The sequence below is a fragment of the Bradyrhizobium sp. SZCCHNRI3043 genome (assembly GCF_032377735.1).
Taxonomy (GTDB): domain Bacteria; phylum Pseudomonadota; class Alphaproteobacteria; order Rhizobiales; family Xanthobacteraceae; genus Bradyrhizobium.
The window spans coordinates 29,988-44,191 of the sequence record NZ_JAUHID010000012.1; the positions used below are offsets into that span (position 1 = coordinate 29,988).

The window sequence follows — 14,204 nt, forward strand, 5'->3', positions numbered from 1 at the left end:
GGGTTGCGCACTTCTCGGCGACGGGATCGATGGCCGAAGGAACCGGTTCCCCGCGGCATCGTTAGTGAGGCGCCGCGCCGGCACGGCGCAGAACCGGAGGACCATACCGTGACACTTCTCAAATGGGCGTTGCTGTTCTTCGTGATCTCGGTGGTGGCCGGTATTCTCGGCTTCACCGGCATTTCGGCAGCTTCCGCCGACATTGCGCGGATCCTGTTCTACATCTTCCTGGTGATCTTCCTCGTGCTCCTGATTCTGGGGCTTACGATTTTCAGAGTGTAGCACGCCATCAGGTCAGTGACCGAAACGACCGCCGCGCCGGTATGGCCTCGCGCCGGCCGCGCGGCGGGCTGTCACCGCAGTTCAATCAACTGCGATCTCCTCGATCCGCACCTTGTCCGGATAGAACGCCAGGTGGCCCGAGATCTCGGTCATCGCCGGGAAGGGCGCCTCGTAGCTCCAGATCGCATTGTCCAATGTCTTGCCGTTGGCGACGACGCTGAAATAGCTCGCATCCCCCTTGTACGGACAATGGGTGACACGATCGGTCTTCTGCAGGGCCGCCATGTCGACGTCGGCCCGCGGCACGTATTGAACCGCGGGGTAGCTCGCTTCCTTCAGCGTCAACGCGCGGGTGGTGTCGGCAATCACGGCGCCGTCGGCGATCACCCGCACACGTTTCGGATTGGGGGTGATGGTGATCGGGTGATCCGGTCCTGGAAGCTTCATGTCGCCCTCACGATTCAGCCTTTTGGGTGCGTCACCCGGTCCGACGTATCTCGTTTGATCCCGGTATATAGTGGTTCCGCGCGTGACCTCGAAAGCGGTTCGCGCTAGATTTCACCATCACGGTCCCGCGAGAACGCCTTGATTCGCCGTGCTCGGCGGGCCACTGATGGGAGTGCAGCCAAGCCGCGGGCCCTGCGGGCTACATCGTCCACGGGATGCGGCGCCTGCCCGACATAAGGAGATGCACCGGGATGCCCATGGATGCCCACGATATCGAGCAGATGATCAAGTCTGCCATCCCTGACGCCCAGGTGACGATTCGCGATCTCGCCGGCGACGGCGACCATTACGCCGCGACGGTGATCTCGGAATCGTTCCGCGGCAAATCCCGCGTGCAGCAGCATCAGCTCGTCTATCAATCGCTGCGCGGCCAGATGGGTGACGTGCTGCACGCTCTGGCGCTGCAGACCGGCGTGCCTGAGCAGCGCTGACCGTTCATTGCAGATCGCGCAGCACGCATCCGGGGGAGATGGCGGTGGACGATCCGCGTGGTGCGCTGTTTCGCGTCATTGAGCCGAACCGGCACAGCCGGGTCACGTTCGTCGAGCTGTTCTTCGATCTCGTCTTCGTCTACGCGGTGACGCAGATCTCGCACTATCTGATCGGCCATTTCTCGCCGCTCGGCGCCGCCCAGACAGCCGTCCTGTTTCTCGCGGTCTGGTGGGTGTGGGTCTACACCGCCTGGGTCACCAACTGGCTCGATCCCGAGAAGGCGCTGGTCCGAGGTCTCTTGTTCGCGCTGATGCTGGCGGGCCTCGTGCTGTCGATGTCGATCCCGCGGGCGTTCGACGACCGCGGCCTGTGGTTCGCCATGGCCTACGCCGCCATGCAGGTCGGCCGGACCGCGTTCTGGTTGACCGCGACGCCGCCGCAGCGATCTGCCGTCCGCCGCAACGCCGCCCGCATCCTCTCCTGGCTCAGTGCCTCCGCCGTGCTCTGGCTGCTCGGCGGCCTTGCCGAGGGCCCGGCGCGGATGGGGCTGTGGGGGGCGGCGCTCACCCTGGAATATGTTTCGCCGGCCGTCCGCTTCTGGGTCCCCGGGCTGGGTGCATCCACCGTGGAGGACTGGATGGTCGAAGGCGGCCACATGGCGGAGCGCTGTGCGCTGTTCATCATCATCGCGCTCGGCGAATCCATCGTCGTCACCGGCGCGACCTTTGCCGAGCTCGACTGGACCGGAGCCAACATTGCCGCCTTCGCCAGCGCCTTCATCGGCACGGTGGCGATGTGGGCGGTGTATTTCAACCGCGGCGCCGAGGCGGGATCGGAGGTGATTTCGCAGTCGGCGCAATCCGGGCTGATGGCGCGCTCGGCTTACACCTACTTGCACATGCCGATCGTCGCCGGCATCATCGTGTCGGCCGTGTCGGACGAGATCGTCCTGAAGCACCCGCTCGGGCATGCCGACTTGAATACGGCGGCGACAACGATCGGCGGTCCGTTCGTGTTTCTGCTCGGGACCATCCTCTTCAAGTTCAACATCCGCGGTTTCCTGCAGTTGTCGCACGGCGCTGGACTGCTGGCGCTGATCGGGCTCGGCTGGTTCGCGACCGAACTGTCGCCTCTCGTGCTCTCGGCCCTGACGAGCGCGTTGCTGGCGATCGTCGCCTTGTGGGAGACGCTGTCGCTGCGATCGAAGCCAGAGCCTCACGCCTCGGCGACGAGCGCCTGAACCGAGAACATCTTCTCGGCATCCGTCCACACGGTCCGGACTTTCCAGCCAGAACCACGGGCCAGCGCGCCGAAGCGCTCGATGCTGTATTTGTAGCTGTTCTCGGTGTGGATGCTCTCACCGGCGCGGAACGAGAGGGTGGTGCCGAGCAGCCGTACAGTCTGCGGCTTCCGCGCCACCAGATGCATCTCGATGCGGTGCTGCTCGCGATTGTAGATCGCCCGGTGGACGAAGGTGGACAGGTCGAAATTGCCGCCGAGCTCCCGGTTCATCCGCAACAGCAGATTGAGATTGAAGCGCGCGGTCACGCCGGCCGCGTCGTTGTAGGCGGCATGCAGGACGCGCTCGTCCTTCTCCAGGTCGACACCGACGATCATCAGCGCGCCGGTCCCTAGGATCTCGCGCGCTGAGCGCAGGAAGCGGCAGGCCTCGTGCGGCTCGAAATTGCCGATCGTCGATCCCGGAAAGAAGCCGACCTTCGGCTTGCCTTCGATGGCCTCGGGTAGTTTGAACGCCGTCGTGAAGTCGGCGACGACCGGGTGCACGGCGAGCTGCGGGAAGTCGCGGCGCAGGCTGTCGGCCTGTGCGGTCAGGAACTCGCCGGAGATGTCGACCGGCACATAGGCCGCGAAGCGGCAGCTTTCCAGCAGCAGCCGCACCTTGGTGGTGGCGCCGGCGCCGAACTCGACCAAGGCCGCCTCATCGGGAATGATCGCAGCGATCTCGGCGCCGCGATCCCTGAGAATGCCGAGCTCGGTGCGGGTCGGATAGTACTCCGGCAGCCGCGTGATCTGCTCGAACAGATCCGATCCCGCCGCGTCATAGAAATACTTCGGCGACAGCTGCTTGGGCTGCTGCGCGAGGCCTGCGACCGCATCGCGCGCGAATGCCGACGTCTCGGCGTCGGGAAGGTGAGCGTTGGACAACGTGTTGACGTGCACGTTCATGATACTCTCCTGGACGCGCACGGGCGCGACTGTCGGGCAGCGAATGTGGGTTGATCAGGCGTAGTCGGCGAGCCGGAGCCCAGTGAATTGCCAGCGATGATGCGGATAGAAGAAGTTGCGATAGGTGACGCGGCTGTGGCCTGCCGGCGTCGCGAGCGATGAGCCGCGCAGCACCAGCTGATTGACCATGAATTTGCCGTTGTACTCGCCGAGCGCGCCTTCGATGGCACGATAGCCGGGATAGGGGCTGTAGGCGCTGCGGGTCCATTGCCACACGGTGCCGAAGGCATCGTTGAGCTGGTTGCCGCGCGCGGCGACCTCCCACTCCATCTCGGTCGGTAGGTGCTTGCCGCGCCAGCGCGCGAACGCATCAGCCTCGTAGTAGCTGACGTGGCAGACGGCTGCGTCAGGATCGACGGTCGTCAATCCGCCCAGCGTCATGATGCGCCACTCGCCCTCGACCTTGTACCAATGACCGGGAGCCTGCCAGCCCTCGCGGCTGGCGGCAGCGAAGCCGTCCATGAGCCAGAGCGTGGCGGTCCGGTAGCCGCCGTCATCCATGAAGGCGAGCCACTCGGCATTGGTGACGAGATTGCGCGCGATCCCGACCGGCCCGACGAGCGCCCGATGCGCCGGCCCCTCATTGTCGAAATGGTAACCATCGCCGGCGTGCCCGACGGTGTGGATGCCTTCGGGGAGGTGGACCCAATCCTTGCCCCGGTCCGTTGGGGACGGAAATGTCCACGATGGATCGTAGGCCGGCGCCGTCGGATTCTGCGCGAACGCATGCAGGATGTCGGTCAGCATCAGCTCCTGGTGCTGCTGCTCGTGATTGAGGCCGACCTCCACGAGCGGCGCCACGGCTGCCAAGGTCGCGGCATCGGCTTGGCCCAGGAAGTCGACCATGGCCGCGTCGACATGCCGGCGGTACGCCGTGATCTCGGCCACCCCCGGGCGGGTGATCAGGCCCCGCTCGCCCCGCGTGTGGCGCGGGCCCGCACTGACGTAATAGGAGTTGAACAGGAAGGCATAATCGGGGTGAAAAGGGGCATATCCTCGGCAGTGCGCGCCGAGCACAAATTGCTCGAAGAACCAAGTGGTATGGGCGCGATGCCATTTGGCCGGACTGGCGTCCGGCATCGACTGGATGACCTGATCTTCCGGGCTCAGCGGGGCCGCCCGGGCTTCGGTCTCGTTCCGGATCGCGAGATACGCCTCGATCAGACTGCCGGCCAGGCGACCCGGCCCAGGGGTTTGCGCAGCGGTGATCTGATGCGGGGCCGTGGCGGACGCTGAACTGGTCACGAGGGTCTCCGTTTGCCGGGAGAAAACGATGTTCGACGGAACAAGTTCCTTTTGGGCGGTTCGTCCTAGATAGGGGCTTGGTTACGGGATGAAACCCTCGTGGCGGCTATAATATTGCTGCCATCAGCCTATGGTCCGGCCGGGTGACTGTGTTGCGGACTGATCCTCGGCATTTTACTTTGGCTGAACAACGGTTTGCGCTACATATAAGACAGTGACGGTCGGCTCTGGACGAAATCCGTCCGGCGGCGACCCGCGCGGCACCGAGCCCCAGGCGTTCCTTGAGGCGCCCTAGAGGAAGCGAAGATGAGCATTGAGCAATTCATTGACAACGAAGTGAAGTCGAACGACGTCGTCCTGTTCATGAAGGGGACACCGCAGTTTCCGCAGTGCGGATTTTCCGGCCAGGTCGTGCAGATCCTGGACCACGTCGGCGTCGGCTATAAGGGCCTCAACGTTCTCGAATCCGCCGAGCTGCGCAACGGCATCAAGACGTTCTCGAACTGGCCGACGATTCCGCAGCTCTATGTGAAGGGCGAGTTCGTCGGCGGCTGCGATATCGTCCGCGAGATGTTCCAGAGCGGCGAGCTGCAGCAGCTGTTCACCGACAAGGGCATCCCGGTCGGCACGGCGGCCTCGGCCTGAGCTATCCGCGGACATCCCCCAACGCAGCGCTGACGGGATTGTCGGCGCCGCGTTGATGGCACGGCGCGGCAGCGTGCGATGTCGAGAGCAAGACTGACGGGCGGGGCTGGCGTCATGGACGGCCTCGTCTCGCGACGCGCGTTGCTCGGCGCACTCTTCGCGGCGCCCATGCTGCCGTGCCTGGCCCGCGCAGGCGCACAGTCGCCGCGCGATCTCGACCGGCGGCGCCTCGAGGCGGTCCCGACCTATTTCCGCGACGAAGTCTCCGCCGGCAACATTCCGGGCGCGGTCGTGCTGATTCAGCAGCACGACAGCCCTGTCCTGCTGCAGAGTTTCGGTGTTCGCGATCCCGCGACGCGCGCGCCGATGACGGAGGATGCGATCTTCCGCATCTACTCGATGTCGAAACCGGTCACGTCGGTGGCGGCGATGATGCTGGTCGATGACGGCAGGCTGAAGCTCGATGATGCGCTGGCGAGCTACATTCCCGCCTTCGCTGACGTGAGGGTCGGCGCTGCTCCGGTGGCGCGCCCGATCACCATCCGCGATCTGCTGCGCCATACCTCCGGCATCACCTACGGCTTTTATGGCGAGACGGCCGTGCGCCGGCTCTATGCGAAGGCGCCTCTGTTTGACGGCGACATCGACAACGCCACCTTCGTCGAGCGCCTCGCCAGGCTGCCGCTGGCCGAGCAGCCTGGCACGGTGTGGGACTACGGCCACTCGACCGACGTGCTCGGGCGGGTGATCGAAATCGTCTCCGGCCGCTCGCTCTATGAGTTCGAGCAGGAGCGGCTGCTCGGGCCGCTCGGCATGCGCGAGACGGCGTTCTTCCTCGCCGACCCGAGCCAGCGTAGCCGCGTCGCCGAACCGTCGCCGCGCGACTGGTTCGATCATCCGATCGCCGGCATCGACGATCCCATTCGGCCCAGACGCTGGGAGTCGGGTGGGGCGGGAATGATCAGCACCATCTCCGACTACGCGCGGTTCGCTCAGATGCTGCTGAACGGCGGTGAGCTTGACGGCAGCTATTATCTCAAGCCTGAGACCGTCGCGGTCATGACGCGGGATCATGTCGTTGGGGCGGGAATTCGTCGTGACGACCTCTATTTTCCCGGCGCCGACAGCGGCTTCGGCTTGGGTTTCTCCGTGCGCATCACGGAGAAGCCTCCGGTGCCATCAGGCGAATATGGCTGGGACGGCGTCGGCGGGACGTTCTTCTTCATCGATCCCGCCGACGACCTGTTCGTCATCGTCATGATGCAGGCGCCCTCGCAGCGCGGCCGCATCGCGAGCGATGTGCGGCGGCTGGTCTATGCGGCGCTCGCACCATGATCCTCATGCTCCGCGTACGATCTCCCGGACATGGCCGATGGTCTCCTCGATCATGGCTGCGGTCACGTCGAGATGGGTGCAGGCGCGGATGCGGCCGTCCATCATCGCGAGCAGCACGCCGCGCTTGCGCAGCTCGGTCACCATCTTGTCGCCGGGCACACCGGCGCCGTCGGGCTTGAAGAACACGAGATTGGTCTCGGGCTCCTGCACTTCGACGCCCTGGATCTGCGACAGCCCGCGCGCCAGCGCCCGTGCATTGGCGTGGTCCTCGGCGAGCCGGTCGACATGGTGATCGAGCGCGTAGATGCAGGCTGCCGCGACGATTCCGGCCTGCCGCATCGACCCGCCGAGCCGCTGCTTCCAGCGCCACACCTCGTCGATGAAGGCGGCGCTGCCGGCGAGCACGCCGCCGATCGGCGCGCCCAGCCCCTTGGAGAAATCGATCCAGGCCGAATCCCAGCCCGCGGTCATCTCGGCGGCCGGAATGCCGGTGGCAACCGTCGCGTTGAGCAGCCGCGCGCCGTCCATGTGCGTCGCCATGCCGTTCGCCTTGGCGATCTCGACGATCTCGTCGAGATCAGCCTTCTTCCAGATCGTGCCGCCGCCGATATTGGCGGTCTGCTCGACGCTGACGACGGTCTGCGGCGGCTGGTAGCGCGAGCGCGGATGCAGCGCGGCGCGGAATGTCTCCGGCGTGAACTGGCCGTCGGGCCCCTTCAACTGCGTGACCTGAAAGCCGCCGAGCGCGGCATGGGCGCCGCCCTCGCGCGAGATGATGTGCGCGGTCTCATGCGCGAGGATCTCGTCGCCCGGCCGGCAATGCACCAGCGTCGCCGCGACGTTGCACATCGTGCCCGACGGCATCAGCACCGCGGCCTCCTTGCCGAGCAGCGCGGCGACGCGGCCGCACAATTCATGCACGGTCGGATCGTCGCCGATCTGCTCGTCGCCGACCTCGGCGCGCGCGATGGCCTCGCGCATCGCGGCTGTCGGGCGGGTCTGCGTGTCCGACAACAGATTGACGCGCACGGGCGGCGCCTTGGGATCGCGCGGGGGCGGGGTGTAATACATCGGCAGTCCTCGTTCGGCTCATCACGACCCGACCTTACCCAACTCGCATCGCCCCCGCAAAACGCCTCCTCGATTACGCCGCGCGCGGCGGGTTGAGCCAGATGTCCGGCCGCCGCAACGGCCGGGTCTCGATCGGCTCGGCCACCAGCGGCGGCGCCTCGGTGCAATCGAACACCCAGGAGTCGAGCGGGCTCTGCCGTGACGGTGAAAGCAGCAGCGCGGCGCCCGGCCGCTGCCGCCGGATGTTCCAGCCCATGTTCACCGCGGCCCAGCCGACCAGCATGGTGTGCCATTCGTCGGCGAGTTCGCGGGAATCGTCGAAACAGTGCAGGAGCTCGAGCGCGTAGGGATCGTGGCGAAGCTGCGCGTCGGCGAAGGTGAGCCCGGTGCCGAGATGGCGGATCACATGGGCTGTCGCATCAGACTGGACGTGCCAGCAGGAGCGTTCGAGAATGTCGAAGACCGTCGAAGGGTAGAGGCCGTCATTGAATCGGTAACGGATCCCCGAGGGCCGTGCGCGTAACGGTGAAGCGCTGAGGGGCGGCGCCCGCAACGGCGGCAGAGGCGGAGCACCGACCGCATCGGTCGGCAACGCACCGAAGATGATATTGCGCCTGTTGAACTCCATGGCGAACGCCCCGCTACTTTACAACTGCAGACAGTGAATCACGGGACGGATTCGCTGTCAGCCCAGGTTGGGGCGATTTCGTGGCAGGTGTGGCATTCGGGAATCGGTTCGTCCCATCCGAAAAGAAGCCCAAAAAAGGAAGGCCCCGGCGCGTGCCAGGGCCTTCGGATTATCAGATGGGATCGGACCGCGGTCCGGTCAAGATCAGCGCGAGTAGAACTCAACGATCAGATGCGGCTCCATCTGCACCGCGAACGGCACGTCCGACAGCGCGGGGATGCGGATGAACTTCGCGGTCATCTTGGAGTGATCGGCCTCGATGTAGTCGGGCACGTCACGCTCGGCGAGCTGGGTCGCTTCCAGCACCACGGCGAGCTGCTTCGAGGCTTCCTTGACCTCGATCACGTCGCCCGGCTTGACCTGGTAGCTCGCAATGTTGACCTTGCGGCCGTTCACCTTGATGTGGCCGTGGTTGATGAACTGGCGCGCCGCGAACATGGTCGAGACGAACTTGGCGCGGAAAACGACGGTGTCGAGACGGCGCTCCAGAATGCCGATCAGGTTCTCGCCGGTGTCACCCTTGAGACGGCCGGCCTCGACATAGATGCCGTGGAACTGGCGCTCGGAGATGTTGGCGTAATAGCCCTTCAGCTTCTGCTTGGCGCGCAGCTGCACGCCGAAGTCCGAGAGCTTGCCCTTGCGGCGCTGGCCGTGCTGGCCGGGGCCGTATTCGCGGCGGTTGACGGGGCTCTTCGGGCGGCCCCAGATGTTCTGGCCCATGCGGCGATCGATCTTGTACTTCGCCTCACTGCGCTTAGTCATCGCGTCCTCTTCGATCAAGTTAGGGTTTGAGGAAACGCGCCCTCCTGTGTGTCCGGAAGCCCGGTCCACCGACAGGCCCATCCCCAAAGCATGAAGGGATGAAGGCCACGGGTCGCGAAACGCAACGCGGGCCGAAACCGGCCCGCGAGCAGGCGGGTTCTACGGGAGAACCTGCCGACTTGTCAAACCGCAACCGGCGCTTTTGCCGGCGAATCACCGCTGCGGCTCTCCCGCAACGGTAATTTTCTGCCGCGCAGCCGGGAATCCGGGTACGGCCTCCGCCGGCCCACGGCCGCACGGGGTTCCGGCCTTCAGCTCGGCCGCGATCTCCCCGTTCAGCACCTGCTCGAGCCGCATTGCGGTCCTGGCCATCATGGCGCCGTCGGTGACCCGGTGGTCCCAGCGGATCAGGATGGCCAGGGTATGGTCGGGCTGGATGACGTCGTAATTGACGATGAACGGTCCCGGGCTCAGGGCCAGCAACTGGCCGCCGCCGCAGGCGGCGACGCTGGTCACGGAGAAATTGCCGAACCAGTTGGCCCGCTGCCGGCCGAAGCCGAGCCCGACCCACCAGGCGAACCGGCGCAGCGGCAACGGCAGCCGGGTCGCCCGCATGATCTTGCGGAACATGGCGACGTCCTCGACCGGCGCCTCCTTGCCCTGCCGGATCACGGCATCGATCTCGGCCAGGGTCATGGTCTCCGGCCCGGAGATGCGCTGCGGCAGCACGCAATCCTCACCATGCTCGACCCGGGCGATGGTGACGGTGGCGACGCTGCGCGGCAGCTCGTAGAAGCAGGGCCAGGGCCATTTGACGTAGAGCGTGCGCAGCACCGGCTCGTCGCGGGCGACCAGGGCGAACGCCTTGACGAAGATCGCGGCGAAACCGGGCGGGCGGACGGCCGCGGCGCGGGCCTCGAGCAGCGGGCCGATATGGATCGTGCGCGCCAGCGACACGAACGGCACGTCACGCGAGGCATGCATCAGATCGATGATCAGACGGCGGTGCAGCGAGATCGGCTTGGTTGTTCCGCGCATCGTGAGATCGATCGCTCCCGCTGGTTTCTGTCTTGGCCGTCTCGCGTGGCCGTTGCTTGGTGGCTCCCGGCCTGGCCGGTGGCGGGCCTCTGTTAGCACCGGGGCGCCGTGCAGCAAACGCCTCGTTTGGGCGTCAGGGCGCCGGCGAGGCGAGCGGCTTGGTCTTGTCGACCACCCCGAGCCCGGGCAGGGCCGGCGACAGGCCGAAAATCGTCTTCTTCATCATGGTGTTCCCCCCAACTCTTGTTCTTTGTTTGGAACGTGAAGGACCGGCCCAAGCCGGCCGCCGACTCTAGCGCTTGATCCCCTCGAAGCTCGCGGCAATGCCGCGCTGGAACAAGGACCAGTCGAAGCCGAGCGCCAGCGCCAGGTAGCCGCGCTCAATCATTGCATTGGCCTGCTCAGCCGAGCGCGCCGCGCCGCCGATCGGCACGCCCGATCTGAGGATGCCGGCCTCGGCGCGGGCGATCAGGGATTTCACTTCGGGGTCATCGAGCTGGCCGCGCTTGTTGATCGAGGTCGCCAAGTCGCCGGGACCGATCACGGCAATGTCGATGCCGGGGGTGGCCATGATCTCGTCGATGCGCTCGACCGCCTCGACATGCTCGATCGTCACCATGCAGACCATGTCGTCGTCGGCGGTCGCCATGTACTCGGCCATCGACACGTTCCAGCGGAATGGCGCATGGAACGGACCCCACAGACGGTCGCCGTGGGGCGGGTAGCGCACGCTGCGCACGGCTTTCTCGGCGTCCGCGCGGCTCGAGATCATCGGGAAGTTGATGCCGAGCGCGCCGAGGTCCATCGGCGCTTTCGCCAGATGCGGCTCGTTGGCGGCAATGCGCACCAGCGGCACGCAGGGCGTGCCTGCCGTGGCGGTGATCATCGCATGCGCGGTGGAGAGATCGATCGGGCCATGCTCGAGATCGACGATGATCCAGTCGAGCGACTGCGCCATGATACGCACGGTCTGGATGCTCGGGATGGTGGCGATGGCGCCGAACGTCGGCCTCCTGTCGCGCCAGGCCTGCTTGAGGCGGTTGAGCGGTGGGGGCGCTGCGGACATCGGCGGTCTCCGTCAGGCCGGGACGCGGCCGCCGAAATAGGGCGTGAGCGCGCGGCCGAGCTGATGTGGCTTGTTCGAGGTGAAGATCATGGTGGCGCCGCCATCGTCGGGGCCGCTGGCCGGGGGGCCCAGCAGGTCGGCGACGCGGCGCGCGATGGCCGGTGCCGGATCGATCCAGGTCACCGGCCAGGGCGCCAGGCGTTCGAGCCGTTCGAGCAGCAGCGGATAATGCGTGCAGGCGAGCACGACCGTGTCGGTGCGATCAGCGGGATCGGCGGTGTCGCCAACGAAGCAGGGCGCGATCTCCGCGGCGATGGCCGCGTCGCTGACCTGCGTTCCGCTGAGCGCGGCTTCAGCCAGCGAGGCAAGCTCCGGCGAGCCGACCAGCGTGACGTTGCAGCCTTGCGCAAAATCGCGGATCAGCGCGTGGGTGTATTCGCGCTGCACCGTCGCCTTGGTGCCGAGCACGGAGACGCGCCTAGTCTTTGACTGCGCGCAGGCCGGCTTGATCGCCGGCACCGTGCCGACGAAGGGCACGGCATAGGCGGCCCGCAGCGGCGCCAGCGTCTGCACCGAGGCGGTGTTGCACGCGATCACGATCAGGTCGGGCCGGTGCGCGGCGATCAGCTCGCCCATCAGCGGCACCACGCGGGCGATCAGCGCCTGCTCGCTGTGATGGCCGTAGGGGAAGAAGGCGTCATCGGCGACATAGACGTAATGCGCGTCCGGCCGGGCGCGCACCACCTCGCGCAGCACGGACAGGCCGCCGAGGCCTGAGTCGAAGACGAGAATCGTAGGGCGGTGGGTCACGTGGCGAGTCTACCGGAATGGGAGGGGTGATTCAGTCGGTTTTTCTGCGGGGTTTGGCAGGAATGAGGCGTCTGGGTGTGTTCCGGTTGCGAGCTGAGAGGTTCAAACATCCGCAATACGAGCCGCCGTGGCTGCCAGATAGTCGCGGGGCGCGGCGCCACGCCCACGCTGACGCGTTGGCGCAGCTTGTCCGGGACGACAGCGGAGACGGAGGCGTCATTGCGAGGAGCGCAGCGACGAAGCAATCCAGAGTCGGCGCGGGACTCTGGATTGCTTCGCTTCGCTCGCAATGACGCCGAGACATGAAGACCGTGAAACATGCGCTCTCATCCTCGCGCCCGCATCTTGCGTCCGAGTGTTGTCCTCTGATCACCCTCTCGAGAATGAGGGCGCGGGAAAGGCCGGGTGCCGGTCGCACCCATGGCCCGCCTGCGAAAAAAATGCAGGCGGCAGGAACCACAGGTACGGGCCGGATCATCCGGCCTTCCCCGCGCGATGGCGTTACGGCTTATACGTGATCTCCCCGGGGATCGGCTTTCTTGCCCCCGTCGCCCGCGCGCTCGTCGAACTTGCAGCGCCAACTTGGCATCAGCACCGGGATGCCAGGACCACACGATTTCGCCGTGCGCATCGGATCGTTCGTCGGCATGATCGCTCACGCTGCAACCCGACACGCCCACCGCATCCCGCACCCAACGCTCGTGACGATCGCGAAACGCCCCTCAAGTGAGGCGGGACGGCGCGAAGGATAGCATATGATTCCGAAAAACAGAAGAAAAATCTTCGAGGCCGCCGGCCGAAACCGTGATCCCCTTGTAACGATTTGGCAAACCTGATTTTTGCTGCCGGCAATCTCGCCTTGCTCGGACGGGCGGAGGATGTTTCCTCCCAGGCTGGGAGGAGCCTGCGATGATGGGGCAAGCGCTGGTCGAACTCGACCGCACCGTGACCGAGGCCGAGCGCCGCCGCGTCGGGCAGGGCCTGATGCAGGCGAGGCTCGATGTGGTCCGACTCAGCGTGCTGCGCGACAGCTTCGCCGATCTCGCCGAGCTGCGGCCGCTGGTGGTGCCGCAAGGCGCCGCGCCCACCGACGTCGCGCGCGCTCGCGCCGCGCTCCAGGCCCAGGCCGCCGAGCAGCTGTCGAAGCTCGCCTCCTACCTGCAGCAGATCGCGCAGAAGCGCGCCGAGGCGCAGTCGATCGAGGCCGCGATCGCCAAGATCGACGCCACCTTGCCGTTCCTGCAGGAGACCGCCGACATCCGCCGCAACGCCAAGGAGATCCATTACGGCAACCAGATCGCCTTCATCGACGCGCAGTCGCGGCTGATCGACCAGCAGAGCGAGCGCGTCGTTCAGACGCGGCGCCTGGCCGAGATCGAGGCCGCGCGGTTGGCGCTGGAACAGCAACTGGCGCAGACCCGCTCCATCGCATCGCTTGATCGTATCCGCTTTAGAAAATCTGGAACGAGGTGGAACATGAGGAACGATATCTACGCCGTCGGGATACATCGAGTCTTGCTCTTGGCGATGAGCACGTTGCGCGCATGGTGCCTTGGGATTGCCGTTGCCTGTTTTGCAGGCGCCCAGGCACTCGCCTGTGCCGTCCCGAGCCCCGCGCCGCGTAACTTCATATTCATGTTCGAGGATGTCCCGACCAACCTCGATGCACCCGTGATCGTCGAGGTGACGATCGTCGGTAGAGAGGCCGATGTCATGGGTCCTTCGGACTACTATCAGATCGCCGTCGGCCGGGTCGACCGAGTCGTCAAGGGGCAAATTGGTGAAGGGCCGCTGAGGATACTGCTGACCCCCCTCTACAGTTGTTACATGGCCGGGTTGCCCGTCGGATCGCACGGCGTTGTCGTGGGGGAGCTGAGACACGATTCGAAAGGAAGTCCTGAACTGGTGCTCAGTGACCGGGAGGCTGCCTATGCTCGTTGGGGAAAAGCGAATGCGCGACCTCCCAATGGCCGTGGTTCTGGAGCAGCTGACAAATGAGTTGGAAGTTGGTTCTACCGCGGGTGCTTTGCAGGCCCCCATAATCCGACAGATTTACGGTGACACCCATTAGCCGGC

At 65.8% G+C, this 14,204-nt stretch carries 15 protein-coding genes; 6 read left to right on the forward strand and 9 right to left on the reverse strand.

What is annotated here, in order from left to right:
* The first annotated feature begins 108 nt into the window (after positions 1 to 108).
* Positions 109 to 282, forward strand: a complete 174-nt coding sequence (locus tag QX124_RS21935) for a DUF1328 domain-containing protein (RefSeq protein WP_009031962.1) — start codon at positions 109 to 111, stop codon at positions 280 to 282.
* A gap of 81 nt (positions 283 to 363) precedes the next feature.
* On the opposite strand, the gene QX124_RS21940 is transcribed toward QX124_RS21935, so the two are convergent.
* The gene (locus QX124_RS21940) at positions 364 to 729 is read right to left on the reverse strand and encodes a DUF427 domain-containing protein (RefSeq protein WP_315737356.1); all 366 of its coding nucleotides are present in this window, start codon (positions 727 to 729) and stop codon (positions 364 to 366) included.
* A 251-nt stretch (positions 730 to 980) separates the two neighbouring features.
* Between QX124_RS21940 and QX124_RS21945 the strand changes: the two genes are divergently transcribed.
* Complete coding sequence (locus QX124_RS21945; RefSeq protein WP_315737357.1) at positions 981 to 1,220, forward strand: BolA family transcriptional regulator; 240 nt, start codon at positions 981 to 983, stop codon at positions 1,218 to 1,220.
* A 38-nt stretch (positions 1,221 to 1,258) separates the two neighbouring features.
* On the forward strand, positions 1,259 to 2,461 hold the full coding sequence (locus QX124_RS21950) for a low temperature requirement protein A (protein WP_315774281.1): 1,203 nt from the start codon (positions 1,259 to 1,261) through the stop codon (positions 2,459 to 2,461).
* Here QX124_RS21950 and egtD read toward each other — a convergent pair.
* Positions 2,437 to 3,408 (reverse strand): L-histidine N(alpha)-methyltransferase, encoded by a 972-nt coding sequence (gene egtD / locus QX124_RS21955; protein WP_315798248.1) that lies wholly within the window; start codon positions 3,406 to 3,408, stop codon positions 2,437 to 2,439. The two genes, QX124_RS21950 and egtD, sit on opposite strands and share 25 nt — an antisense overlap.
* Before the next feature lie 54 nt (positions 3,409 to 3,462).
* Positions 3,463 to 4,713: an ergothioneine biosynthesis protein EgtB gene (egtB, locus tag QX124_RS21960; RefSeq protein ID WP_315798249.1), complete on the reverse strand. Its 1,251-nt coding sequence runs from the start codon at positions 4,711 to 4,713 to the stop codon at positions 3,463 to 3,465.
* Positions 4,714 to 5,019: 306 nt separating this feature from the next.
* Here egtB and grxD point away from each other — a divergent pair, with 306 nt between their 5' ends.
* On the forward strand, positions 5,020 to 5,358 hold the full coding sequence (grxD, locus tag QX124_RS21965; protein ID WP_006609190.1) for a Grx4 family monothiol glutaredoxin: 339 nt from the start codon (positions 5,020 to 5,022) through the stop codon (positions 5,356 to 5,358).
* Between the two features lie 114 nt (positions 5,359 to 5,472).
* Positions 5,473 to 6,693 (forward strand): serine hydrolase domain-containing protein, encoded by a 1,221-nt coding sequence (locus QX124_RS21970; protein ID WP_315798319.1) that lies wholly within the window; start codon positions 5,473 to 5,475, stop codon positions 6,691 to 6,693.
* A 3-nt stretch (positions 6,694 to 6,696) separates the two neighbouring features.
* Here QX124_RS21970 and QX124_RS21975 read toward each other — a convergent pair whose 3' ends face one another.
* From QX124_RS21975 to murI, 6 genes are all read right to left on the reverse strand, one after another.
* Positions 6,697 to 7,764 carry a threonine aldolase family protein gene (locus tag QX124_RS21975; protein WP_315798250.1) on the reverse strand — a complete coding sequence of 356 codons (1,068 nt, stop codon included), beginning with the start codon at positions 7,762 to 7,764 and terminating at the stop codon, positions 6,697 to 6,699.
* Between the two features lie 73 nt (positions 7,765 to 7,837).
* Positions 7,838 to 8,170, reverse strand: a complete 333-nt coding sequence (locus tag QX124_RS21980) for a hypothetical protein (RefSeq protein ID WP_315737362.1) — start codon at positions 8,168 to 8,170, stop codon at positions 7,838 to 7,840.
* A 426-nt stretch (positions 8,171 to 8,596) separates the two neighbouring features.
* The gene (gene rpsD / locus QX124_RS21985; RefSeq protein WP_011925811.1) at positions 8,597 to 9,214 is read right to left on the reverse strand and encodes a 30S ribosomal protein S4; all 618 of its coding nucleotides are present in this window, start codon (positions 9,212 to 9,214) and stop codon (positions 8,597 to 8,599) included.
* A gap of 213 nt (positions 9,215 to 9,427) precedes the next feature.
* Positions 9,428 to 10,252, reverse strand: a complete 825-nt coding sequence (locus QX124_RS21990) for an acyltransferase (RefSeq protein WP_315798251.1) — start codon at positions 10,250 to 10,252, stop codon at positions 9,428 to 9,430.
* A 292-nt stretch (positions 10,253 to 10,544) separates the two neighbouring features.
* Positions 10,545 to 11,318, reverse strand: coding sequence for an HpcH/HpaI aldolase family protein (locus QX124_RS21995; protein WP_315798252.1), 774 nt, complete (start codon positions 11,316 to 11,318; stop codon positions 10,545 to 10,547).
* 12 nt (positions 11,319 to 11,330) lie between these two features.
* Positions 11,331 to 12,128, reverse strand: a complete 798-nt coding sequence (gene murI / locus QX124_RS22000; protein ID WP_315798253.1) for a glutamate racemase — start codon at positions 12,126 to 12,128, stop codon at positions 11,331 to 11,333.
* Positions 12,129 to 13,037: 909 nt separating this feature from the next.
* Here murI and QX124_RS22005 point away from each other — a divergent pair.
* Complete coding sequence (locus QX124_RS22005) at positions 13,038 to 14,126, forward strand: hypothetical protein (RefSeq protein WP_315798254.1); 1,089 nt, start codon at positions 13,038 to 13,040, stop codon at positions 14,124 to 14,126.
* Positions 14,127 to 14,204: the final 78 nt, after the last annotated feature.

What these genes read in the sequence shown, in the direction of transcription:
- QX124_RS21940 (WP_315737356.1), bottom strand. Translation starts at nt 729, where the DNA reads ATGAAGCTTCCAGGACCGGATCACCCGATCACCATCACCCCCAATCCG.
- QX124_RS21945 (WP_315737357.1), top strand. Translation starts at nt 981, where the DNA reads ATGCCCATGGATGCCCACGATATCGAGCAGATGATCAAGTCTGCCATC.
- QX124_RS21950 (WP_315774281.1), top strand. Translation starts at nt 1,259, where the DNA reads ATGGCGGTGGACGATCCGCGTGGTGCGCTGTTTCGCGTCATTGAGCCG.
- egtD (WP_315798248.1), bottom strand. Translation starts at nt 3,408, where the DNA reads ATGAACGTGCACGTCAACACGTTGTCCAACGCTCACCTTCCCGACGCC.
- grxD (WP_006609190.1), top strand. Translation starts at nt 5,020, where the DNA reads ATGAGCATTGAGCAATTCATTGACAACGAAGTGAAGTCGAACGACGTC.
- QX124_RS21970 (WP_315798319.1), top strand. Translation starts at nt 5,473, where the DNA reads ATGGACGGCCTCGTCTCGCGACGCGCGTTGCTCGGCGCACTCTTCGCG.
- QX124_RS21975 (WP_315798250.1), bottom strand. Translation starts at nt 7,764, where the DNA reads ATGTATTACACCCCGCCCCCGCGCGATCCCAAGGCGCCGCCCGTGCGC.
- rpsD (WP_011925811.1), bottom strand. Translation starts at nt 9,214, where the DNA reads ATGACTAAGCGCAGTGAGGCGAAGTACAAGATCGATCGCCGCATGGGC.
- QX124_RS21990 (WP_315798251.1), bottom strand. Translation starts at nt 10,252, where the DNA reads ATGCGCGGAACAACCAAGCCGATCTCGCTGCACCGCCGTCTGATCATC.
- QX124_RS21995 (WP_315798252.1), bottom strand. Translation starts at nt 11,318, where the DNA reads ATGTCCGCAGCGCCCCCACCGCTCAACCGCCTCAAGCAGGCCTGGCGC.
- QX124_RS22005 (WP_315798254.1), top strand. Translation starts at nt 13,038, where the DNA reads ATGATGGGGCAAGCGCTGGTCGAACTCGACCGCACCGTGACCGAGGCC.